This is a genomic window from Algoriphagus aquimarinus (assembly GCF_900112005.1).
GTDB classification, from domain to species: Bacteria; Bacteroidota; Bacteroidia; order Cytophagales; family Cyclobacteriaceae; genus Algoriphagus; species Algoriphagus aquimarinus.
The window spans coordinates 276,660-298,613 of the sequence record NZ_FOKK01000006.1; the positions used below are offsets into that span (position 1 = coordinate 276,660).

At 39.8% G+C, this 21,954-nt stretch carries 17 protein-coding genes; 5 read left to right on the top strand and 12 right to left on the bottom strand.

The features are described 5' to 3' along the window. Window positions 1–2: 2 nt before the first annotated feature. From BM291_RS10305 to BM291_RS10325, 5 genes are read right to left on the bottom strand one after another with little or no spacing between them, the layout of a single operon-like run. Complete coding sequence (locus tag BM291_RS10305) at window positions 3–1,223, bottom strand: glycoside hydrolase family protein (protein ID WP_092897006.1); 1,221 nt, start codon at window positions 1,221–1,223, stop codon at window positions 3–5. Continuing rightward, on the bottom strand, window positions 1,220–2,671 hold the full coding sequence (locus BM291_RS10310) for a sulfatase (RefSeq protein WP_092897009.1): 1,452 nt from the start codon (window positions 2,669–2,671) through the stop codon (window positions 1,220–1,222). Before BM291_RS10310 ends, BM291_RS10305 begins: the two co-directional genes overlap by 4 nt. A gap of 2 nt (window positions 2,672–2,673) precedes the next feature. Continuing rightward, window positions 2,674–3,747, bottom strand: a complete 1,074-nt coding sequence (locus BM291_RS10315; protein ID WP_092897012.1) for a Gfo/Idh/MocA family protein — start codon at window positions 3,745–3,747, stop codon at window positions 2,674–2,676. Window positions 3,748–3,754: 7 nt separating this feature from the next. Further along, a complete protein-coding gene (locus tag BM291_RS10320) occupies window positions 3,755–5,314 on the bottom strand; it encodes a sulfatase family protein (protein ID WP_092897015.1) in 1,560 nt (519 codons plus the stop codon). Window positions 5,315–5,334: 20 nt separating this feature from the next. Further along, window positions 5,335–6,933: a sodium:solute symporter family transporter gene (locus BM291_RS10325; protein ID WP_175499677.1), complete on the bottom strand. Its 1,599-nt coding sequence runs from the start codon at window positions 6,931–6,933 to the stop codon at window positions 5,335–5,337. Between the two features lie 356 nt (window positions 6,934–7,289). On the opposite strand from BM291_RS10325, the gene BM291_RS10330 reads away from it, so the two are divergent. From BM291_RS10330 to BM291_RS10345, 4 genes are all read left to right on the top strand, one after another. Beyond that, the gene (locus BM291_RS10330; RefSeq protein WP_092897020.1) at window positions 7,290–8,918 is read left to right on the top strand and encodes a sulfatase family protein; all 1,629 of its coding nucleotides are present in this window, start codon (window positions 7,290–7,292) and stop codon (window positions 8,916–8,918) included. Between the two features lie 285 nt (window positions 8,919–9,203). After that, complete coding sequence (gene msrA / locus BM291_RS10335; RefSeq protein WP_092897022.1) at window positions 9,204–9,704, top strand: peptide-methionine (S)-S-oxide reductase MsrA; 501 nt, start codon at window positions 9,204–9,206, stop codon at window positions 9,702–9,704. A gap of 292 nt (window positions 9,705–9,996) precedes the next feature. Continuing rightward, window positions 9,997–11,688 carry a sulfatase family protein gene (locus BM291_RS10340; RefSeq protein WP_092897025.1) on the top strand — a complete coding sequence of 564 codons (1,692 nt, stop codon included), beginning with the start codon at window positions 9,997–9,999 and terminating at the stop codon, window positions 11,686–11,688. A 735-nt stretch (window positions 11,689–12,423) separates the two neighbouring features. Beyond that, a complete protein-coding gene (locus BM291_RS10345) occupies window positions 12,424–13,221 on the top strand; it encodes a phytanoyl-CoA dioxygenase family protein (protein WP_092897027.1) in 798 nt (265 codons plus the stop codon). A 158-nt stretch (window positions 13,222–13,379) separates the two neighbouring features. On the opposite strand, the gene BM291_RS10350 is transcribed toward BM291_RS10345, so the two are convergent. The 5 genes from BM291_RS10350 to BM291_RS10370 all read right to left on the bottom strand — a co-directional run bounded on the left by BM291_RS10350 (window position 13,380) and on the right by BM291_RS10370 (window position 18,553). Then, window positions 13,380–14,417, bottom strand: coding sequence for a nucleoid-associated protein (locus BM291_RS10350; protein WP_092897030.1), 1,038 nt, complete (start codon window positions 14,415–14,417; stop codon window positions 13,380–13,382). Window positions 14,418–14,419: 2 nt separating this feature from the next. Beyond that, entirely contained in the window at window positions 14,420–16,276 is a 1,857-nt protein-coding gene (locus tag BM291_RS10355; protein ID WP_092897033.1) for a DUF3732 domain-containing protein, read from the bottom strand. Further along, window positions 16,273–16,725 (bottom strand): three component ABC system middle component, encoded by a 453-nt coding sequence (locus BM291_RS10360; RefSeq protein WP_092897035.1) that lies wholly within the window; start codon window positions 16,723–16,725, stop codon window positions 16,273–16,275. The genes BM291_RS10355 and BM291_RS10360 overlap by 4 nt, the downstream gene beginning before the upstream one ends. Then, window positions 16,722–17,954: an ABC-three component system protein gene (locus tag BM291_RS10365; protein WP_092897038.1), complete on the bottom strand. Its 1,233-nt coding sequence runs from the start codon at window positions 17,952–17,954 to the stop codon at window positions 16,722–16,724. The genes BM291_RS10360 and BM291_RS10365 overlap by 4 nt, the downstream gene beginning before the upstream one ends. Window positions 17,955–18,085: 131 nt before the next feature. Further along, entirely contained in the window at window positions 18,086–18,553 is a 468-nt protein-coding gene (locus BM291_RS10370; RefSeq protein ID WP_092897041.1) for a DUF1016 N-terminal domain-containing protein, read from the bottom strand. Between the two features lie 193 nt (window positions 18,554–18,746). Here BM291_RS10370 and BM291_RS10375 point away from each other — a divergent pair, with 193 nt between their 5' ends. After that, entirely contained in the window at window positions 18,747–20,150 is a 1,404-nt protein-coding gene (locus BM291_RS10375) for a sugar porter family MFS transporter (RefSeq protein ID WP_092897044.1), read from the top strand. A gap of 2 nt (window positions 20,151–20,152) precedes the next feature. Here BM291_RS10375 and BM291_RS10380 read toward each other — a convergent pair whose 3' ends face one another. Both BM291_RS10380 and BM291_RS10385 read right to left on the bottom strand, forming a co-directional pair. Continuing rightward, on the bottom strand, window positions 20,153–21,214 hold the full coding sequence (locus BM291_RS10380; protein WP_092897048.1) for a hypothetical protein: 1,062 nt from the start codon (window positions 21,212–21,214) through the stop codon (window positions 20,153–20,155). Further along, window positions 21,207–21,911, bottom strand: coding sequence for an ABC transporter ATP-binding protein (locus BM291_RS10385; RefSeq protein ID WP_092897050.1), 705 nt, complete (start codon window positions 21,909–21,911; stop codon window positions 21,207–21,209). The genes BM291_RS10380 and BM291_RS10385 overlap by 8 nt, the downstream gene beginning before the upstream one ends. Window positions 21,912–21,954 lie beyond the last annotated feature (43 nt).

Below are 21,954 nucleotides of genomic sequence, written 5' to 3' on the forward strand. Positions count from 1 at the left end.
TGTTAGTGTGCAGGGATTACTGCTAGTGGTATCTGTATATTAAATGAGCTTCCGTCAGTTTTTGGATTGACATTTTCGACTGCAGCTGCGCAATAGAGGTATAGTGGTGTACCATCTTCACTCAATAGAAGTTGAGGTCGCTCTAGTCTATCAAGGTGGATTGTCTGTCCATTTTCAAGGGTAACTTCTCTTTTCATAAAGAGTGGTTCGCTTGTGATTTCCCACTTGATGCCATCTTCAGATTTTAGTATTGCCAAGACTTTCTTTTCGCTTTTTGCTACAGTTCCAGTAAAGTCTTTTACCACAGCAAAGAAGCAGTCGTATTTGGTCGAGAACCAGACATAAGGATCCTCGGTACTTGCAATTTTCCCGTCAGGCATCCGAACATCGAAGATGAATTCATCCCGTGCGGTAAATGGCCCCATTGGAGTTGGTCCAGTAGCTACGCCATGCACGCCTTTCCATGAAGGTTCATAAATGTTTCCTTTGAAGAAAAGCATGTATTCCTTGCTCTTTGGATTATAGTCCACCGAGGGATTTACCACGATCAGGTTATCTGGCTTGGCTACCGTTCCCGATGGTGATGGGCTGACAACTTGATTGCTTTTAACTCGAGTTCTCGGACTCAAAAGCGGCTGAGCAGCACGTTTGAAATTTCCCGCAACTAAATCTTCAAAGGAATCGAAGTGGATAACTCCGATTTGTTGACTTTGCTGCACACGGTTTCTTTTGTCTAAATCTGGCCCAACTTCCTCGCCCGGATCTTTTCCCCCGATATAGTATAAGTAGTAGCTTCCTTCAAATTCTTTGACGTGAGGATTGTGGACTCCTTGCGCATCCCAAGCTTCTGGATCCCCATCGTATCGGGCTCCTTTGAGGATGATTTTCTGGAATTTGAAATCACGATCCGGGAAATCAGAGACAGCGTAGCCGATTTTGCTTTCAAGCACCCAACTTTGCGAAAAACTATCTTTATCAGGGCCGCTTTCCCAAATGGCAAAAAGCATGTGATACTTCCCATCATTTCCTTTCACTACAGATCCACCCCAGACGAAATAGTCTTTGAGTTTCAAAATCGAAGGACCATCCAGAAATTGACTTTCTTCACCTTTCTTGAGTTCCGCCGAAACAGGTAAGGACTTTACCTGGATCTGTGCTGCAGCAATTCCAGATAAGGAAATTAAGAGGCAGGCTAGAACTATTTTTTTTATATAGATGATCATTTCGAAGTCTTATAATTAATACCTAGATCATTCTTTCTCACCTCAGCTAGCTTTTTGGCGAGCTTGGCTTGCATATCTTTTACGACGGATTGATGGGAAGCTTCTTTAGCTAGGTTTGTGAACTGCATAGGATCAGTGTCCATATCATAAAGTTCCATTCCTGCTCCTGCGTCCTCATCATATTGGATGTAAGCCCATTTGTCTGTGCGGATCAAAAATGACTTACCGCCCTGAGTCACTGAGAATGCGAAATCCCGTACTTTTTTCGATGGGTTTTTCAGAATTGGAACTAGGCTCTTACCCTGAATCCCTTTTGGGTAATCCAAACCAGCCAGCTCAGCTAGGGTAGGATAGAGGTCAAGAAGTTCAGTAAATGAATTGGTGACTGCAGGTTTTTTGCCGGGTACTTTGATCATCATTGGCACTTGTACTGACTCTTCGTGGAGACTTACTTTCATCCAGAATTCATGTTCATCCAAATGGAATCCATGATCCGAAGTGAAAATTACAATTGTATTGTCTTCCAATCCTTCTTCTTTCAGTGTCTTCAGCACTTTGCCAACTTGAGCGTCCATGTAAGAAACCGATGCATAGTAAGCAGCGATAGCTTTCTGCTTTTGCACGTCATTCATATCAGCATTTACGCTGGTGACGTAGTTAATTCCTCGCTCAGGAATATCATCCCAGTCATTCTCTACTTGTTTTGGTAGTTTAATTCCTTCGTAAGGAAAAGGAGAAAAATACTCCGCAGGCGCTACAAATGGCACGTGAGGCCGTACAAATCCTACGGCTAAAAAGAAAGGTTTGTCTTTATGTGCACGAAGAAGCTCTGATGCTTTCTCAGCAGTTTTTCCATCGGAATGCGCCAAGTCCCCACCGGAAGCCTGCACTATAGTCATTACATTTCCGCCTTTGCGCTCGATGCTGCCATCCGCATTATTTTGAACCAATTCAGCTTTGCCTTCTGCTTGCCATTCTGGACCTTGAGAATTGAATTTCTCAGTCCAGGAAGCAGGATCGTCAGTGCCATCAGATCCAGTTTCTATATCGATTGGAACTCCCATATGATAGATCTTACTCACTCGGGCGGTGTAATAGCCGTTTTGTTTGAAAAGCTCAGCCAAAGACGGTCTGTCTGGTCCTACGTTTTCACGTCCACTTACATAGCCATAAGTCTGTGTTGCATTCGGATAGTAGCCAAACATGAATGAAGCCCTAGATGGTCCGCAAACTGGATATTGCGTGTAAGCTCGGGTAAATACCGTGCTTTCCTTCGCCAATTGGTCGATGGCGGGAGTTTTAGGCACTGGATTTCCGTAGGCTCCGATGGCTGTAGTGGTCAGATCATCCGAGATGATAAATAAGACGTTCGGCTTCTTTTTTTCTTGGGAAAAAGCGCCGAGCGAAAGAAAAAGAAGTAGAGATGCTATGAACAGTGATTTTTGCATGATTAGCTGATTTTTTCGAATGAGGTTCCGCCTGATTGAGAGGCTTGATAGACTTTTTCTACGAGTTTCATGGTTTGGAATGCATCGGCCGTACTATTCAGTAAATGAGCGCCAGGGTTTTCAAGTTTGATCTGCAAGGCTGCCATCGTGCCGATAAAGGCATGTGGAAACCAACCTCCAGAAAGTGGAATTTCTTTCCAGCCTTCATTACCCTCCAAAAGACAATATTCCATTTTGGGAGCTTGACCTTTTGGGTAATCGAGAGACAGTCCAATAGTGATTTTTATGGCACCTTTTGTTCCTTCAATTTTGAAGTAGGATTCTTGATTTTTCACTCCAAACTCATGGCCATGATTTGTTAGGATTCTGGCTTGCGTAAACTCATCGTAATTGAGAATGATAGAGCTTCGCGTGTCTGCCAAATCCTGCATTTTCGGATGCCGACTTAGACTTGCATGAACTGTAATCGGATTTCCAAGAAAGGAGCGTATCAAATCCAGGTAGTGGACGCTGTGATAGAGAACTTCCATTCGAGGCTTTCCTTTCAAAAATCCCCAGAGATTCCACGGCGTGTTGACACAGACTTTTAATTCTAAGTCATATACATCTCCTAGCAAATCTTTCTGCACCATGTCCTTTGCAGCAAGCATATATGGAGCGAATTTCAACTGGAAATTCACTGCTGCAATCAGTTTTTTGCGTTGGCATATTTCGTGGATTTCCGCTGCTTCAGCCAGCGTTTCCCCCATAGGCTTTTGGATCAAAACCGCTGAGCCATTTGGTAGTTGCTGAAGAATGCGGGAAATCTGATCCGCTGGGACGGCTAAGTCAAATACAGCTTGTTGCTTGAATGCTATTTTGATCAAGTCGCCCAAGTCTGAAAATGTCTTTGAGACTATCGGGAATTTTGATACTGCAGCTTCAGCTTTGGACTGATCCAAATCAAAAATCCCCATCACCTGCCATCCCGCTAGCGAGTATGCGGGAAGATGCGCTTCCATCACTATTCCGCCAGCACCAATAATTGCTATTGGGCGGGGAGAAGTGGGAAGTAACGAATGTTGATTGATTTCCATAGGGAGTTTATTTGCTGAAATCAGGGTTGCTGTAGCCTTGTGACTTATATTTTTCCAGTTTCGCAGACATCTCTTTGACAAGTTCCGGATACTCCGCTTGAAGATTGTTTAGCTCCTGTGGATCCGTTTTCAGGTTATAAAGTTGTATTGAGGGCAGTTTTTCTCCTTTCGCTGCCGGAGCTACATTTGTCCATCCACCTGAGCCTTCAGCCATGATTAGTTTCCAATCACCTTTTCTGATCGCAAATGATCCTTTGGAAGAATGGTTGATAATATCCTCCCGAACGGGCTTGTCAGATTTGCCTAAGAAAACCGAGCTAAAGTCTCTGCTATCTTCGAATTGGCTGCTTTTTTCTTTATTTCCTGTAATTCCCGCTAGGGTGGAAATCACATCATTCAAGCCGAAAAGCTGAGAATTGACCTGATCGTTTTTAATCGCTGCAGGCCAGGATACAATAAATGGAACACGATGTCCGCCTTCAAAAATATCTGCTTTTGTTCCTCTGTAAGGCTTGCTCGGATCATGACCTGTAGCTTTTACCGATCCAATTGCTCCAGACATTTCTGTGCCATCCCGCTGTGGTGAGCCATTGTCTGAAGTGAAGATAATCAATGTGTTTTCCAGCTGACCTGATTTTTTCAAGGCTTTTACAATTTGACCGACTGTATAATCTACCTGATGCACATAATCGCCATAAGGGCCGATTTTAGTTTTTCCCTGAAATTCTCCTGCAGGAGCAATAGGTGTATGAGGAGCTGTAAGAGCAAAGTATAGGAAGAATTGATTATTTGAGTCAGCCTGTTCTTCTATGTACTCTTCTGCTTTTTGTGTGATCTTAGGCATGACAGCGCGAAGATCCCAACCGCTCGACATGGGTCCCGGGTTTCCATATATACTGTCCGGCTTGATCATATCAGGGATTTGCAAAACCCGGTCATTTTCGAAGAAAGAGTAAGGAGCATAATTGGGAACATCGTCACCGAAGTAGTAATCGAATCCCAAGGTAGTTGGGCCACCGCCAAGCGCTTGGTGGAAGTCAATTTTATCAGCTAAAGGTTGGCGAATCTTTTCATTATGTGGCATCACATTTAGCGTGTCATTTACATATTTTCCCTGCTTATCAGACCATAGCCAGCCCAAATGCCATTTGCCAATAGCGGCGGTATTGTAACCACTTTCTTTGAGCATGGTGGCAATAGTTTGTCTGTTTTGATCGATCAGAGGTTTGTCCCAGTACAATAAAACGCCATTTTCCAAAGCGGTTCTCCAGGAATATTGCCCTGTAAGAAGTCCGTATCGTGTAGGAGTACATACCGCACTTGGGCTATGCGCATCTGTAAATCTGATGCCGCTTTTTGCCAATGCATTTATGTTAGGAGTAGGGATCTTTGAGTCTGGATTGTACACTTCAGGATCACCAAACCCCAGATCATCAGCTAAAATAATGATGATGTTAGGAGTAGATTTCTTCTCTTTCATCTCATTTTTCTTGGCAAAGGAAAATGCTGCAATACCAAAGAATGCAATAGCTAAAATGGATTTGAAATTGATTTTGAAGAATTTCATAAGGTTTCTATAAAGCTCATTTAATAGAAAATAATATAAATCGTCAGCATAATAACCACGAGTAGTACACTCAGAAATTTGGTTTTGGTGGATGAAGAATCCATGCTTAGATAGAAATCACCCGACACCGTACTTTTTTGCTTGTCTGTAAATGAAACCGTCCAATAAATTAAACTGGAAATCAGGAAGAAAATATAGGTCTGACGAAGCCAGTTTATTCCTAAGCCATTTGCGCTGGAAATGAAGTTTTCTACTCCTCCAATTGGAATATATTTTTCTATTAAGAATATTCCTCCAGCAATCAGGCTTCCTCCTAATAAAGTGGCAAATGAAGCACTTGAAGTTCCTTTAGAAGATAAGATTCCAAACAGAAAAACCGCCACTATTGAAGGAGCGAAGATGGAGAACATCTGGTTTATCAATTCAAAAATTGCACCTAAGTTCCCTAAGAAAGGTGACCATGCCACTGCCAGTACCAGTACTACCACGGCTGAAATTCTACCAATTCTGATTTTCATTCCGTCCGATAGATTTGGATTGATTTTTCCAAATACATCAAACACCAATAAGGTAGAGCAACTATTCAATGCCGCTGCCACACTGCTCATCACTGCTGCGAGTAATGCTGCGACCATTAGGCCTTTTAGCCCTATAGGCATCAGGTTCATGATCATCACAGGCAACACACTTTTAGTATCGGTTCCGATTTCATCCCGGAAAAGTGCGAAAGCCAAAATGCCAGGAATCACCATAATAAAGACAGGAAGGATTTTCAGAAAACCAGCGAAAATAGCCCCAAGTTTAGCTTGGTTTTCGGATTTGGCTCCTAGTACGCGCTGCACAATCGTCTGGTCCGTGCACCAGTACCAGATTCCCAAAATCAAGTGACTGAACACCATGTCGAGAAAGGTGAATCCTTTGGCTTCTGCATCAAAGGCTACTGCATGAAGCCGATCTGCAGAGACGACTGATTTCAGCTCAGCATAGCTAGTAATACCTGCATCAGGTAGCGCAAATATGGCTAGTAAGGTAACCGCGAGTGATCCAAAAATTAGGATCACAGTTTGAATAGTCTCTGTGACAACTACGGAGGTGAGACCACCGATAATGGTATAAATCCCCGTTGCCAGAGCTATGATGATGATCGAACTAAGAATGTTGATGCCAAATATTTGCTCGAAAACTACCGCGCCAGCATAGAAGCTTACCCCGATGTGCATAAAGAGTGCGGCCAGGATGCTAAAGATGGCAAGGATTATCCTGGAACGTTGATCGTACCTCTTCTCCAAGAATTCAGGTAGCGTGGTGATTTTGGTTCTTAAATAGAAGGGGATAAATACAAAGGCTAGAATGAGCAGTTCAAAAGCTGAAAACCACTCGAAATTTCCCCATAGGATGCCGTCCCTGAAGCCAGATTCAGCCAAACCTACCAAGTGGACAGTGGAAATATTTGAGGCAAAAAGTGATGCTCCGATTACTGACCAAGTAAGAGATTTGCCTGCAAGAAAATAGCCCTTACTGGTTTTCTTCTTTTCGGTAGAAAACCAAAGTCCCATCATGACTATTGCCAAAAGGTAAACTACTATTATGATCAGGTCTATTGTGCTGATTGATGTCATCTCCATGGGATATGGAATACTGGATAAAGAGTACTAACTACTGCCTATCTCAGTATTTCGCTTCTAATCTATTGAAATTAGGGCTATAGCACTAATTTTGTTCTATATATTTTTAATTTCTGATTTTCAGGGAGTGAATTTATCGACCTTCTCGCTTCTGAATCGACTTAATATGTGAGTAGTAAATAGGCATGTAGAAGTGAAATCAATAGGTCTATTGACCTAATATTAAATATCATTGATAAATTTAGGGTTTAAAGAGTAGTTTGTTTCCTGTGTCAGGGATAGATTCATAATTCCAGTACAGTGTTTTAGCTAATTAACTATAAATTGGAACTTCAATAAAAAATTAAAGTATGTCTGGAGTAAAAATCTATTTTCTTTTTTTAGTAGCCGCTCTTGCAATTAGCTGCAGTTCTAAAGAGGAACAAAAGCCCGCTGAGAGGCCAAACATCATTTTTATTATGGCTGATGATCATGCCTATCAGGCTATCTCTGCTTATGGTGAGGGGTTGAACGAAACGCCGAATATCGACAGGATCTCTAAAGAGGGCGCTATTTTCACTAGAGCTACCGTCACTAATTCTATCTGTGCTCCATCTAGGGCTGTTCTGCTGACAGGGAAACATAGTTTCATGAATGGCAAAGTGGATAACATACAGCCCTTCAATTGGGATCAGGATAATTTCCCAAAATTGATGCAGGCAAATGGCTATGCGACAGCTTTGATAGGAAAAATCCATTTGGATGGACAGCCTCAGGGTTTTGATTATTCCATCGTGTTGCCAGGACAAGGCGAATATTATAACCCGGACTTTTTAATCAATGGGGAGAAAAAGCGTATCGAGGGTTATGTCACAGACATCACCACTGACTTGGCTTTGGACTGGTTGGAAAATGGTAGAGATAAGGAAAAGCCTTTCGTTATGCTTTATCATCAAAAAGCTCCTCATAGAAATTGGAAGCCTGCTCCAGAGTACCTGACACTATATGATGATAAGGAATTCACACCACCAGCCAATTTCTTTGACGAGGAAACAAATTATCAGGGTAGAGGTTCGGCGGCTCGTGAGCAGGAGATGGAGATTGACGAAATTATGCGTTGGGGTCGTGACTTGATGCTTGAAGTAAATCCAAATGGAGATAGCACTGGTTTGGCTGGAGATTTAAGACGCTTCAATCCTGAGCAACTGAAAGCTTGGAGAGCTGCTTTTGATCCTAAAAATGCAGCATTCCTGAAAAAATTTGGAGGAATAGCCGAGAAGGATTTAACACTAGAGCAAAAGCGTGAGATCGCGATCTGGAAGTACAATCGATACATTAAAAATTACCTGCGTACGATCAAGTCTGTGGATGATGGAGTAGGTGAGGTCTTGGATTATTTGGAAGCAAATGGCCTCGCTGAAAATACCATCGTGGTTTATACCTCTGATCAAGGGTTCTACTTGGGCGAGCATGGCTGGTTTGACAAGCGCTTTATGTACGAGGAGTCTTTCCGTACGCCACTAGTGATGAAGTTCCCAAAAGAGATCAAGCCTGGAACAACGATCAAAAACTTGGTACAAAACCTAGACTTTGCTCCTACATTCTTGGATTATGCGGGATTGCAGGCTCCTAAAGAGATGCAAGGTGAATCATTTAGAAAGTTGGTGAGTGGAGAAAGCAAAGAATGGCGTGATGCTGTGTACTATACCTATTATGAATACCCTGCTGAGCATAGCGTGAAGCGGCATAACGGGGTTGCCACCGATCGATATAAACTTATTCACTTCTATTATGACGTGGATGAATGGGAATTGTATGATTTGGAAAAAGACCCGCGCGAAATGAACAATGTCTACGATAACCCTGAGTATGCAGCGGTTCGTGAGACGATGCATAAGAAATTTGAGGAAGTGCGGACCAAATATGGCGACAGTGATGCCAATGATAAGCGCTTCTTGGATGAGTACATGGAAGTGTATAATAAGAGGAATAATAAGTGATATGATTCTTTAAACGATGCTATTAGTCTTAATTATTAGCTTATAAGGCTGGAAGACGGATACTTCGGCTACGCTCAGTACAAGTGACCGGAGACCGAAGTAGCCCTTAATCTAAAAGTCAAACTTAAATGTGATTGATTTTGGTTTTTACTGCCAAATGTGGGGAATTACGAAATAAGTAAGTTGGCTCTAGTATGTTACACTTTAGGTATCTTTTCAGATGGCTAGGAGGAAAGGAATCAAAGTCTAAGGCCATCTGTTTCTTTGATAAAAAGTTGAAATAAAATGAGCAATACTAAAAAGGCATACATAGCAGGCGGCTGTTTCTGGGGCATGGAAGATCTCTTCAGAACTCGTCCAGGGATAGTGGATACAGAAGTTGGTTACCTAGGCGGTCAAAATGAAAACCCGACCTATAAAAACCATCCAGGACATGCTGAAGGCATAGAACTGACTTATGACCCCAATGTAACATCCCTAAAGGAGATTTTGGATTACTTCTATAGAATGCACAATCCTACTACAATAGATCAGCAAGGCAACGACATGGGATCAAGCTATCGCTCTGCGATTTTCTACCAAAATGAGGAGGAAAAAGCCGAAGCCGAAGAAATGATAGCTATTGTCAATGCATCTGGAAAGTGGTCTAACAAGGTAGTAACTACTTTAGAGCCATTTACACAGTTTTGGACTGCAGAAGACTATCATCAAGATTATCTGGTGAAAAATCCGAATGGGTATACCTGTCACTTCTTGAGGTTTGAAGAATCCTTTATTAAGGGGTGAGGAAGACCGAAGACCGAAGACCGAAGACGGGAGACGGGAGACGGGAGACGGAAGACCGAAGACGGAAGACGGAAGACGGAAGTAGCCTAAAATCTAGAGTTTAGCATATCTTATGATGCTTTTGTCTCTTTGCCTTTCTGACAGTATGAAAATTCAAGTATTAAAAGTAGAGGTAAAAGCTATTGCTGTGGCCGCACCCGTCATCGGACATCAGACATCCAGCAAACCGAAGAAACTCTGGCGACTGGCATCATTGCGAACAAAAATTTAACCTAAAACAACCAGCCCTAATATGAAACACAGTTTAAAATCAATTTTCCTCGGCTCCTTAGCTGTACTTGCATTTGCCTGCAAGACTGAGGAGGCTGCTAAACCCGCAGAGAGGCCAAACATCATATTTATCATGTCAGATGATCATGCCTATCAGGCGATTTCTGCCTATGATAACACGCTTATCGAGACGCCTAATATCGATCGTATAGCAAAAATGGGGATGCTCTTCACGAATGCTTCTGTGACGAATTCCATCTGTGCGCCTTCCCGTGCGACGATTTTGACAGGAAAGCATTCTCACATCAATGGCAAGGTGGATAATCACTTCCCTTTTGATACGACCAATGTGACTTTCCCTCAGATCCTTCAGGATGCGGGTTACCAGACGGCCATGTTTGGGAAACTTCACTTTGGCAACAGCCCAAAAGGCTTTGATCAGTTTAAGATTTTGCCTGGTCAGGGCGTGTATTACAATCCTGATTTCATTACCAAAAATGAAGGAAAGATCAAGGTAGAAGGGTATGTGACGGATATCATCACAGACATGACCTTGGATTGGTTGCAGAATGAGCGTAAGGCTGATCAGCCTTTTATGTTGATGTACCTACACAAAGCACCGCATCGCGAGTGGCTTCCTGCTGAGCGTCACGTAGAGGAATTCACCAATCGCTCGTTCAAAGAGCCAGCTACACTATTCGATGACTACTCAGGAAGAGGCAGAGCTGCGCATGAAGCGGAGATGAATTTGCTAACAGATATGCACTGGGGTGGAGATTCCAAAGTGTATCCTGAGGTAATGGATGAGTTGGGTATCCCAGAGAACTCAAGCTGGGATAAGGCTGCACTCACAGGAGAATTGAACAGGATGACTGAGTCTCAGCGTGCAAACTGGGATAAGGCCTATATGAAAGTCAATGAAGACTTCAAGAAAGCGTATCCTACCATGACTGAAAAGGATAAAATGAAGTGGAGATATCAGCGCTACATGCAGGATTACCTAGGTACGATCAAAGCTGTGGATGAGAATGTAGGTCGTGTATTGGACTATTTGGAAGCAAATGATTTGATGGAAAATACGATCATCGTCTACACTTCTGATCAGGGTTTTTACCTGGGCGAACATGGTTGGTTTGACAAGCGATTTGTGTACAATGAGTCTTTCAAAACACCACTTTTGATGGCTTGGCCAAACAGAGTAAAGGCAGGAACCAAATCTGACGAGATGGTTCAGAATCTTGATTTTGCGCAGACATTCCTTGAAGCTGCCGGTATAGAAGCTCCTGCGGATATGCAGGGCGAAAGCTTGTTGCCATTGCTTACAGGCGAAACGGACAAGTGGACTCGTGAAGCGGTTTATTACCATTACTATGAGTATCCATCTATTCACATGGTGAAGCGTCATTATGCGATTATTACTCAGGAGTATAAGATGGTTCACTACTATTTTGACAGCGACGAGTGGGAATTGATCGATAGAAAGAAGGATCCTAATGAGATGACCAATGTCTACGATGATCCAGCTTATGCCGAGATCAAAGCAAAATTGCATAAGCAACTGGATGGACTTCGTGAAAAGTACGGAGATAGCTCAGAGTTAAGTCAGGATTACATTGACAAGTACTTAGACAATCTTGAAAAGAACAAGTATAGTACAGGCGGAAAAGACACCGGCTTGATCGATAAGATCTTCGAAGACAGAAAGAAAAAATAAGGTAAAGTTTTACCTTTCCTAAGGAGCCTCAGCAGATTCGTTTGCTGAGGTTTTTGTTTTTTTTACCGCAGTGTACGCAAAGTTCACGCAAAGGGCGCAAGGGAATAAATGCCTCCAGTAAAGGCGCCACGGCGCTAATTCTCTAAAAAACAAAGGTGTACTAAGAGAATGGTTCGTTTGTAGAACCTGAAGTCGTGCGTGAAAAACGAACGATGGCGGTGAGGGACGATTCGACTGTAGCATCAATAATCGTTGGTGAGACACGAAGGTAGGCGCTGAACGTCCGAAAAAGATCCGAAGGATTGAAACGATTCATAACCCTCGGCAAAGCCAGGGGTATAGGAATAGCAAATGCCTATAACCCTGAAAGGGTGAAACTCTATGTTCCGCCCTCCGCGATAGCAATCGGGACAGGGCTATAGATTATACTTACATCAACTTCCCTGCACTTACGTACAGGGTTATGAATAGTTTGGCACTCCCGTATAGTTATCGGGACGGCGCCAGGTGTAACTGCAATTTCAGAATTATAAAGAAATTGTCATTTTGCTAAATTTCATACTGATTGCTTTCCTGTACTGGCAAGATTGCGGATAATCATGTTGCCTTTTTATAAAAAAAGCGCTTGCTAAAACTCTGCGTCCTTGGCGTCTCTGCGGTTAGAATCACTTTTTATTTAAATCTGTTTTATTAGCCATTTAAGCTTCCTAATTTGAGTACAAATAACTCAAACCCATGAATAACCTAGTTCAACACTATCCAATCTCTCCTGAGGCAAAAGCTTTTTACCAGGAAAACAACTACATCAAACTCAAGCAGGTGCTAAGCTCGGAGGAAGTCGCGCATTTCAATGAAGTGATTTCAGCTGAAGTTCAGCGGAAAAACACACAGGAAAGACCGATGGAAGAGCGGGATACCTATAGCAAGGCATTCTTGCAGATTTTCAATTTGTGGACGGAATCTGAGGAAGTGAAAAAGCTGGTGATGAGCAAGCGCTTGGCTCAGATAGCCTCAGATTTGATGGGCTGCGAGCAGGTAAGGATTTACCATGATCAGGCCCTATTCAAAGAGGCTGGTGGAGGAATTACTCCTTGGCATGCCGATCAGTATTACTGGCCGATTGATACGAATAACACGATAACCGCATGGATTCCGCTTCAGGCTACTCCGCTGGAGATGGGGCCGCTAGAGTTTTCAGCCAAAAGCCAGCAGATTGTTTTCGGAAGAGATCTTCAGATCGGAGATGATTCTGAGGTGCAGATCAAGCAGAATCTTCGTGTCAACAACTTTGAGCATGTAATCGAAGCATTTGATTTGGGAGAGGTGAGCTTCCACTCAGGCTGGGTATTCCATCGTGCCGGAGCTAATCAAACGGATCAGATGCGAAAGGTAATGACTGTGATTTACATGGATGCTACCGCCAAATTGATGAATCCTAAAAATGATAACCAAATTCATGACTGGAATACCTGGTGCCCGGGAGCGAAGATCGGTGAGGTGATCGATACGGAATTGAATCCTATTGCGGGCTGAGTTTATTAGTAACGATATAGATCTGAAAGAACAGGAAATTCCTCAAAATACAGCTTTAAATCACGCTGGTATTTTAAGCTGATTATGAGCAATCCAAGTAAATTATAAATTTAAATTGATAGGAAGGCGTAGTTGCAAACTACGCGTAGTGGGGCAGGTTAGGCTTCATTTTCGTAATAGATTTTGTAGTACTTCCGTCCGTTTTCGTCAATTCCTTGTTCTATTAGCTCTCTGTTTCCGTGTATGTATATGTCAAAATTTTTATCAAGTTTTAAAATTTTTCTGAAAACTCTTGCTTGTTTTTTTACTGCTTGGGCAGATATTTCAAAATTATCTGAAACTTCAACTTCCTTTTCTTGTCTATATGTTTGATCAAACTTGCGAAATGATTCAATAACACTGCTGTCTGCAAAAACCTCTGATTCAAATTCTTGTTTGTCGAAAGTTTCGTGTTTTTTGAAATAGTCAACAGAACGGTTTAAGAAGTCTATTTTGTCAGTTTTTGAAACCTCAAAGTCTTTTGAAAGTTGTTTTGTAACAAACTGTTTTGCAATTCCTAAAAATTGATTGGTTTGGTGGAAATCATTTTTAATTGGCTGAACTCCTAAAAAATCATCTTTCCAATACTGGGCTTCTGAACTTCTATTAGTATTGTCAACGACAGAGATTAAAAATCCACTCTCTTTTCCAGTATTAAAGATTAGGCATCCTTTATCTAATTTATTTGTGTTTATTCCTTTTTCATCAATCAACTCAAATCCATTTTCTTTATTATTTACTTTAAGAACAGTGTCTTTGTTTTCTGATTTGAAAATTCCAATACAGTCAACTATTTCATTATTAATTTCGCAATTATTGAAATAGATTACACATAACTCACCACTTTTTATTTGTGGATGAGTACTCTTATCATACAAATATCGACCTACATTTTGTGATTGTTCAATAAATGAATCTATATTTTTAAAAATAGAACTTACGAATTGATTAACAGGGTTAAGGTCTAAATTTGGAAGAAAAAAGAATCTGTATAATTCATCAAACTTAAAGCTATTGTTTGCCAATTGTTTGAAATATACTTCAATTTTATCATAATCAGTAAGAATATCGGAAAAACGTACACCATCTCCATTATTCTTATTCCCAACATAATGAACTATAAGTTTATTAATTTGTCCGAATGTTATATTTTGCATAATTATTTATTGTAAATCTCATTTGGAATTAATCCTTTCCCACCTATAAATTCATCTACAGTATGAAAGTATGATAAGTCGTTGTCTATCCAATATTCTTTAGATGCGTGCTCTACCATAATAATTTGAAAATGCTTCTTCTTTTCGTCATTGATGTAGCCAACAAAAGAATTCAACAACTTAAATGCATCAAGTAGTTTTGCCTTATCATCATTTTTCCCTTCATAATATGGTGTACTTGGTTGGTCAATAAATAAGAATTCTGGTATATGGTCTTGCTCAATATTTAATACGTGTTCGTGTAAACCCAAATAAAGACAAAGATGCATAAACATATAGTTTGAAGCACTCCCAACATTGTCTAAAGCAAACATATGTCCATCTGGAATTAGTTGTAAAATCATTTTTTCACTACTAAATTCTACTCGACTATTATTGTATTTTGCTAAAGAACTCAATTGGTTGAAGTTTCGTTGAATACTCTGATTTAACAGCGTTTTCATCGAGAATTTTATTTGTGATGTCTCTTGTGGTACTTTTAATAATCTTTCTTTCTCTTCATTCAAGCTATTTAGCTTGATTGTATCAATAGGTTTAATTACTTCTCTTTTTAAAATTTGTTCGTACGCAAACTTGATTTCTCCAAGTATAATAAACTTTTCTCCTTCTGATTGATAATTTTTCTTAATCTCGTTAAGTTGGGTTATTTGTTTGTCAATTTCCTGAATTTGTGCTCTTAATCCCTTTACATCACCTAAAACTTTTAAAGGTTCTGCGATTTTCTTGGAAAGGTTGACTTTAATATTTTTCAAAGAAGATTCTAAAGACTCTACAAATAGCTTTGTTTCGTATGAATCTACTAATTGGTCTGATACCTTTTGACTTAAAAATTCGATAGGTTGTAGACTATCAGCAGATTTATTCAAGTTCTTTTTATACAAATCATACTCTCTTTGATATTGGCTTATAGCATTAACCTGCGCTTGTAATTCATTTTTACTTTCATACAAGCCATTAATTTCTGAAAACAATTTTGAATTTTCTGCAACCTTTTTTGAATTAGCTATAATGTCTTCTATGGTCAATATTGCATCATCTACATTATTAAAAGAATCAGAATATTCAATAAAATTGTATGTTTTGCATTTTTCTATTAGGCTGAATATTTCTGTTTTAAAATTTTTGATTTTATTTTGATTACCTCTTTCTTGATTTTGAATTGTCTTTAACCCATTTTCAATTTCTTGTAAACGCTCAATGGCTTTAATATTCTCCATATCATTTACACCTATAACCAAATCAAAAATGTGGCTCAAAGCTTTGTCATATTCTTCTTTTCCATAAAACGTGGTGTCGAAATACGTTTCGGGTGCATCAATAATAGTTTGAGTCAATGAGTTAAAAAGTAGAAAATGCCTGTAGGATATATTGAAAGTTGTTTTGCCTAATCCTTTTCCAAATGGAAATCTTAAATTATCACTAATCCCAAATTCTTCATCTAAGACTGCTTTTATTTCTGCTATTTCTTTATTGTTTACAGGTTTGTTAGGGAAAGATCCTAAACCAAAAAAAACATCCGCAGAAACAGAGCCGTTACTTGGTGTTTTTCGAACTATTGACATTTCTTTTCCATTTATGGTAAAACGAATTCCAAACCATAAAACCTTATCGGTAATTTCAGTTGGAACTGTTGCTTTGCCAGTTAAAAGACAATAATCAATAATATTCCAAAAGCTTGTTTTACCTGTTGTAGAATCACCAGTTATTACATTAACCTTGTTAGGCAAAAATTGATAATTTTTAGGTTCAGTATTTTCATCCTTAAACCAAAGCTTTATTTCGTGAAGTATAAATTTCATAGTTGTACTTTTAGCATTTTGTATAGTTGAATGGTAGAATGTTTTTCTATCATCGATATAAACGTTGGAATAACTTCCTGTATTCTATTAAATCTATCGCCTAAAGTTTTATCATTAGAATCTAATACAACACTTGTCACGATTTCATTTCCTATACTTATTTGATTACTAGAATTTAATAATGTTAAAGAATTAATTGTAACTGGTAATAGCGACAAGTATCTTTTGTTGAATGATGCAAATAATCTTGACTGCTCTTTTATCATTTCCTCTAATCCTAATTCGGTATCTTGCTTTTTTGACAAATAACTAACTGTTCTATCATCTAATAAAAATGGTAAGACTAAACAAGAGCGAGCAATATCTAATTTGTCAATTTCATTCAATATGGATAAGAAGACACAACTTGCAATCGCTTCGTTGTTGTATACATAGTATATTTCTTTCATTCCTTTTTGTATTTATTGCTCCAATCAAAATGCCATCCGATTTCAAGTTTATCTGATAGAGCGTAGTAATGTCCATTGCTAAATTCAATACCTAAAGCTGAAAACCCAGGGATTGATAAGTCTTGTTTTCTGATATAGTCAACTAAATCAACGCCTAAGTTTTTAATGTCATCCTCTAAATCCTCAATAGCAGAACCATAATTTATTTGACGTTCAATTTTTCTGTATTTAGCTTTAAATTCATTTATCCATATTTGAATACTGTTATTTTTAAATTCTTCTATATCTGTAAGTAAAATGAAATTCTCTTCCTCAGACCAATAAGTAAAATGATTTAAAAATTTCAGCATTTGTGTAGTGTAATTTCGAATGTCATTTGAACCTGGTTGTATTTCGCCTATATCAAGTAATTGCTTTATAAAAATTTGACTTTCCAAATCATCAGGTAATAAAACAGGAAATTCTCTTTTAGGTAATGGGCGAATCTCATTCGAAACCTTAAAACATTTTCCAAATCGTTTTCCAAATTCACTTCCCGATATTTCAAATTTTTGCCCAGCTTTTATATCTAAGTACTTTGATAAATTTAATTCAGATGAAAATTTTTCAAAGATTGGATCAACTAAGTTTTCTTGATAGTATTTCTCAAGTATTTTATTCTTAATCTTATCAATAATTTTATCCTCGCCTATTTCTATCCACAATTTCTTTAAAAATAGCTCAAGTTTACTCTTACTTAGTTTAGTGACTTTTTTTAAATATTTTTTGAGTGTTTCGTCTTTAGTTTTATTTCCTAATTCTTTTATTTTCAACTTCACTTTATCGGAATCGTTATCTGCTTTGAATAAATTAAGTGTGGTTATAAAATCATTGTTACTTTCACTTTTATTTGTAACTAAAATGAATGTGTGTTTTTTAAGAAAATCAGAACTTTTATCTGCAATAATAAAATCAGCCCAATTGCTTAGCGTTTTCCATAAGTCCGTATCTAATTCAGTTAAATTTTGTGGCTTACCCTTTGCATTTTTTATGATTGTATGCTTTGCCTGATATAAAATTGTTGTTCCGTCTTCTTTATCAATATGCACATCATCTTTAACTTCAAATCCTATTTTTTGACCGAATTTGAGGTCAAGAGCTAAAAGCATAAAGTAGTAGAATTGATAGTCAAATCCTATAGCTTGTGGACCAGCAGTATGTTGTTCTTGTATCGTTTTTGTTTCAGCCATACTTTTTTATTTACCCCTTTTTAACCTACGTTTTGGCAACTTTTTCCAAAGCTGTGCGCCAAACCAATTTAGTTCTTTGACATCGTTTGGGGTTGCAGATCTGTGTATATGCAACCAGCTACGTATATTTCCTATATATCTTTTGTTCTCCATAAAATCTCAGCTCTTATTCCCTGAAGATTCCACTCTCCAAGAAAGGAAGTTTTGAGTTGTAATTTATACCCTGTACAGGGTATTTTATGCTTTTTCTTAGTACGAGACTTGTCGTTATAATCCAACAGTCGGTATTGAGTCCAGTTTAATTGTGAACGCAGTGCGTTCATTATTGGGAAGGTGAGGTAAAACTGCCAGCAAAAATTAAGTTGTCTAAAAGAATAACCGCTACCGAAGTCATTTTCTAGGACTTCAGCCAAGTTTTTTAGTAGGAAAGTCCCGTAATCTGCACGTTCTTTTCCGTTTTGCTCTTCTTCCACGATGTGCCTACCGATTTCCCAATACATTAGCACTCGTTCATGATTTACCGCGCGAATCGCATTTGTTTGCGCTTGCGAAATGATTTGCCGGATATTATCTATAAATGATTTAGAGATTTGATTCATAGTCTGTTGCAGTCGAATAATAGACTAATATAAATGCTAATCTTTATTTGTGAGTCTAAGCTTTAGCCTATTTCTGAAAGAGTAAACTAATAGATACATTCCTATAGGTTGAGCACAGGATTGCTAAAATCCTAAAAAGCCCTATTTTATCGCTTCGATTTTATGCTTTTTCCCAAAACCCTAACCTGAACCCATGAAGCCTACCTATACTTACAACCAAACTTACCTTTGGCTGATTAGCCTCACTGCAGCTCTGGGAGGGTTTTTATTTGGGTACGATTGGGTAGTAATAGGAGGGGCCAAGCCATTTTACGAGCCTTTTTTTAATATTACTTCGGTGGGCGATCAGGGTTGGGGCACAAGCTCAGCTCTGATTGGCTGCATGATCGGAGCGGGGATTTGCATCTTGATTTCGGATAAGTTAGGGAGGAAAAGATTGCTGATTGCTTCTGGTTTATTATTTTCCATATCGGCCATTGGAACTGCCTTGGCTGGTACTTTCTGGGAATTCAATTTCTATAGAATCATCGGTGGCGTAGCGATGGGAGTAGCGCTAAACCTCTCACCGCTTTACATAGCAGAACTTTCGCCTCCAGAGAAACGCGGCAAAATGGTGACGATTAACCAGCTCCTGATCATGTTCGGAGTTTTGCTGGCTCAGTTGATCAACTGGCAGATTTCGCTTGCGGATACCCAATTGGCTGATGATGCTACTTTCGAGATGATTGCAGCGAGTTGGTCTGGGCAAAATGGTTGGAGATGGATGTTTGCGGCGGAAGCTGTTCCTGCACTACTTTTCTTTGGTTTGATGTTTTTTGTGCCTGAGTCCGTGCCTTGGTTGATCAAGAATAAGGAGGAAGATAAAGCTCGAAAAATTCTTGTGAGAATCGGTGGAGAGAACTACGCTCAGGATTCTATCGCTGAAGTGAAAACGACTCTGAGAGAAGGCGATTTTGGAAGAGTGAACCTCAAGGAATTGTTCCAGAAGCGAATTATGAAGCTATTGGGAATCGGTATTTTCCTGGCTTTTCTACAGCAGTGGTCTGGGATCAATGTGGTGATCTATTACGCTGCGGATATCTTCCAGGCGGCAGGATACAACCTGAAGCAGATGATGCTAAATATCGTGGTGATTGGTGGGGTGATGGTGCTATCGGTGTTCATCACCATTTTCACAGTGGATAGATTTGGCAGGAAGAAACTCCTGCTGATCGGTACTTCGGCGATGGCGATTTTGTATGGGCTGATTGGCTACTTTTTCTACATAGATCTTGGCGGAAATGCTGTAGTATTTGCTGTATTGACCAATGTGATGTTTTATTCCTTCACCTTGGCGCCCCTGCTTTGGGTAGTGCTCTCAGAGATTTTTCCCACGCGAATCCGAGGGGCTGCCATTTCCATAGGAGCGCTTGCGCACTGGATTGGGAACTTCACCCTGACCTATTTCTTTCCTGCGATCCGTGAGAATCTAGGCTGGGCAAATAACTTCTGGCTCTACGGTGCAATCTGCGCTTTTGGGTTCTTGGTGATTTACTATGTTTTACCTGAGACGAAGGGCAAGTCTCTGGAAGAGATAGAAAAGGAATTGGTGGGGTAAACTCAGACCGAGTACCTTGACCTCACTGAAACCAAAAAAGGAATCAAGCAAACCGCAGAAACAATCAGCGGATGAATCCCGAATATCACGAGCAGGAAAAGGAAAAAGAAAACCAAATAGCCCAGCTTAAGAGCTTTCTCCTGCTCATTTCTCCACTTGATCAATCCATAAATCCCCATGTTCATTGCGATCAAGAGGATAAGTAAAAAGAATAGATCCGGGAGGTTTTCGAGGATGCCAAACTTAAAGACTAGCAGGGTAAGTTCTGGGGAAAGTATGAGTAAAATCGGTACTGCATGTTGCCACAGCTTTCTGGAATAGCTCAAGGGCATGTTGCGGAAATAGCTTAGTTGCTGAGATTCAAACCCATCTTTCTCCAGCCAAATTGGAAAGTGCACATAGGCAGTACATAATATTCCGAATTCCAGCCATCTCAGGTCAAATTCTCCAGAGGTAAAAAAGTAGAAAAAACCATTCAGCAGGAAGATGCTGATGATTTTCACGGCCAAAATCAGCAGGGTTCTATTTTCCCTCAAATGCATCAAAAACCAAAACTCGAACTTCAGCTTCTTAAAAATTGCAGGTCTAACTCGTGTGCTTTCTGGAAATGGCTTTTTGAGTTTGAAATAGAGGACAGTAATATCAGCCAGGAAAATCCCTATGAGAAAAAGCCAGAGTACTCCAAGCTTTCCACCAGAGCGCATCCCAATTCCTACATAAGTCAGTAAAACCGAATAGGCTAAAATCAAAGCATGATTTGCCAGCCAAACGGGCAGGAAGTTTCGGCCAAGTTGGGGCCAGGTGAAAAAGCCTAGCTGATGAAAGATTCTATAATGCTTATCATTCAGGAGTCTAATCTGAAATCTTTTTTGAGCCAAGGTATAACCCAGAAAAATCAATAAGATAGCATAAAAACCTGCGGAATTCTGAAGGAGGCGCTCGGCTATCATGAGATGCTGCTTCATTTCCATAAAGACACCGAAAACGACGATGACCAAAATGAAGAAGCCTAGAAATGCTCGATAGAACGTAATTACAAATGATTTGAAAAATAGCTCATTCATGGGTTTGAACTAGTTTTCCATCAGCGATAGTCAATACAGAGTCATAAGAGAAGAACTCTTCAAAATCTGCGATATGGGAAGTCAGTAGGAAGCTCACTCCGCTTTGGAGTTGCTGATTGATCAATTCAGTAAGTCGCTTCTGCGAACCCACATCGATAGTAGTGTAGGGTTCGTCTAGAATGATCAAGCTTGGTGTCCCCAGAAATGCCAGAATAATTCCTGCTTTTTTCAGCATTCCAGAGGAATAGGTAGAAATAGCGTTTTTGGAATAGTCACCAATTCCCAGGATCTCTTTCAAAGATTCAATCTGCACATCGTCAGCTCCTTTGGTTTTGGATACAAAAGCTATCAACTCATCCAAACTTAGAAAATCCGGAAATAGGGGTTCTGCTTCTGAGTAATTGACCAGCTTGCGAAAGGGGATAGGTTCTTTCTTCAGTGAAATTCCGTCCAACATAATCTCTCCCTCAAATGCATGAATTCCCGCAATTGCCTTCAAAAGTGTAGATTTCCCTGAGCCATTTTCACCCTTGATCAGATGTATGCCTTTGGCCAAGTGGAGTGAGTCAATCTCCATTTGAAAGCCCGTTGGGTATGTTTTTTTAAAGTGCTGGATTTGTAGCATATGATGGATACAGTTGTCTTGCTTCTCCAGAAGCTGGACTTGATTTGTGTTTACTCTCAACAAAGAATTCATTCAATTTCCGAATTTCTAGGTAATAGAAGGAGAGGTTTAGAAG

Coding starts and splice junctions, on each gene's coding strand:
- BM291_RS10370 (WP_092897041.1), bottom strand. CDS start 18,553: ATGAATCAAATCTCTAAATCATTTATAGATAATATCCGGCAAATCATT.
- BM291_RS10315 (WP_092897012.1), bottom strand. CDS start 3,747: ATGGAAATCAATCAACATTCGTTACTTCCCACTTCTCCCCGCCCAATA.
- BM291_RS10330 (WP_092897020.1), top strand. CDS start 7,290: ATGTCTGGAGTAAAAATCTATTTTCTTTTTTTAGTAGCCGCTCTTGCA.
- BM291_RS10350 (WP_092897030.1), bottom strand. CDS start 14,417: ATGCAAAATATAACATTCGGACAAATTAATAAACTTATAGTTCATTAT.
- BM291_RS10385 (WP_092897050.1), bottom strand. CDS start 21,911: ATGAATTCTTTGTTGAGAGTAAACACAAATCAAGTCCAGCTTCTGGAG.
- BM291_RS10325 (WP_175499677.1), bottom strand. CDS start 6,933: ATGACATCAATCAGCACAATAGACCTGATCATAATAGTAGTTTACCTT.
- BM291_RS10360 (WP_092897035.1), bottom strand. CDS start 16,725: ATGAAAGAAATATACTATGTATACAACAACGAAGCGATTGCAAGTTGT.
- msrA (WP_092897022.1), top strand. CDS start 9,204: ATGAGCAATACTAAAAAGGCATACATAGCAGGCGGCTGTTTCTGGGGC.
- BM291_RS10310 (WP_092897009.1), bottom strand. CDS start 2,671: ATGCAAAAATCACTGTTCATAGCATCTCTACTTCTTTTTCTTTCGCTC.
- BM291_RS10345 (WP_092897027.1), top strand. CDS start 12,424: ATGAATAACCTAGTTCAACACTATCCAATCTCTCCTGAGGCAAAAGCT.
- BM291_RS10340 (WP_092897025.1), top strand. CDS start 9,997: ATGAAACACAGTTTAAAATCAATTTTCCTCGGCTCCTTAGCTGTACTT.
- BM291_RS10375 (WP_092897044.1), top strand. CDS start 18,747: ATGAAGCCTACCTATACTTACAACCAAACTTACCTTTGGCTGATTAGC.
- BM291_RS10365 (WP_092897038.1), bottom strand. CDS start 17,954: ATGGCTGAAACAAAAACGATACAAGAACAACATACTGCTGGTCCACAA.
- BM291_RS10380 (WP_092897048.1), bottom strand. CDS start 21,214: ATGAATGAGCTATTTTTCAAATCATTTGTAATTACGTTCTATCGAGCA.
- BM291_RS10320 (WP_092897015.1), bottom strand. CDS start 5,314: ATGAAATTCTTCAAAATCAATTTCAAATCCATTTTAGCTATTGCATTC.
- BM291_RS10355 (WP_092897033.1), bottom strand. CDS start 16,276: ATGAAATTTATACTTCACGAAATAAAGCTTTGGTTTAAGGATGAAAAT.
- BM291_RS10305 (WP_092897006.1), bottom strand. CDS start 1,223: ATGATCATCTATATAAAAAAAATAGTTCTAGCCTGCCTCTTAATTTCC.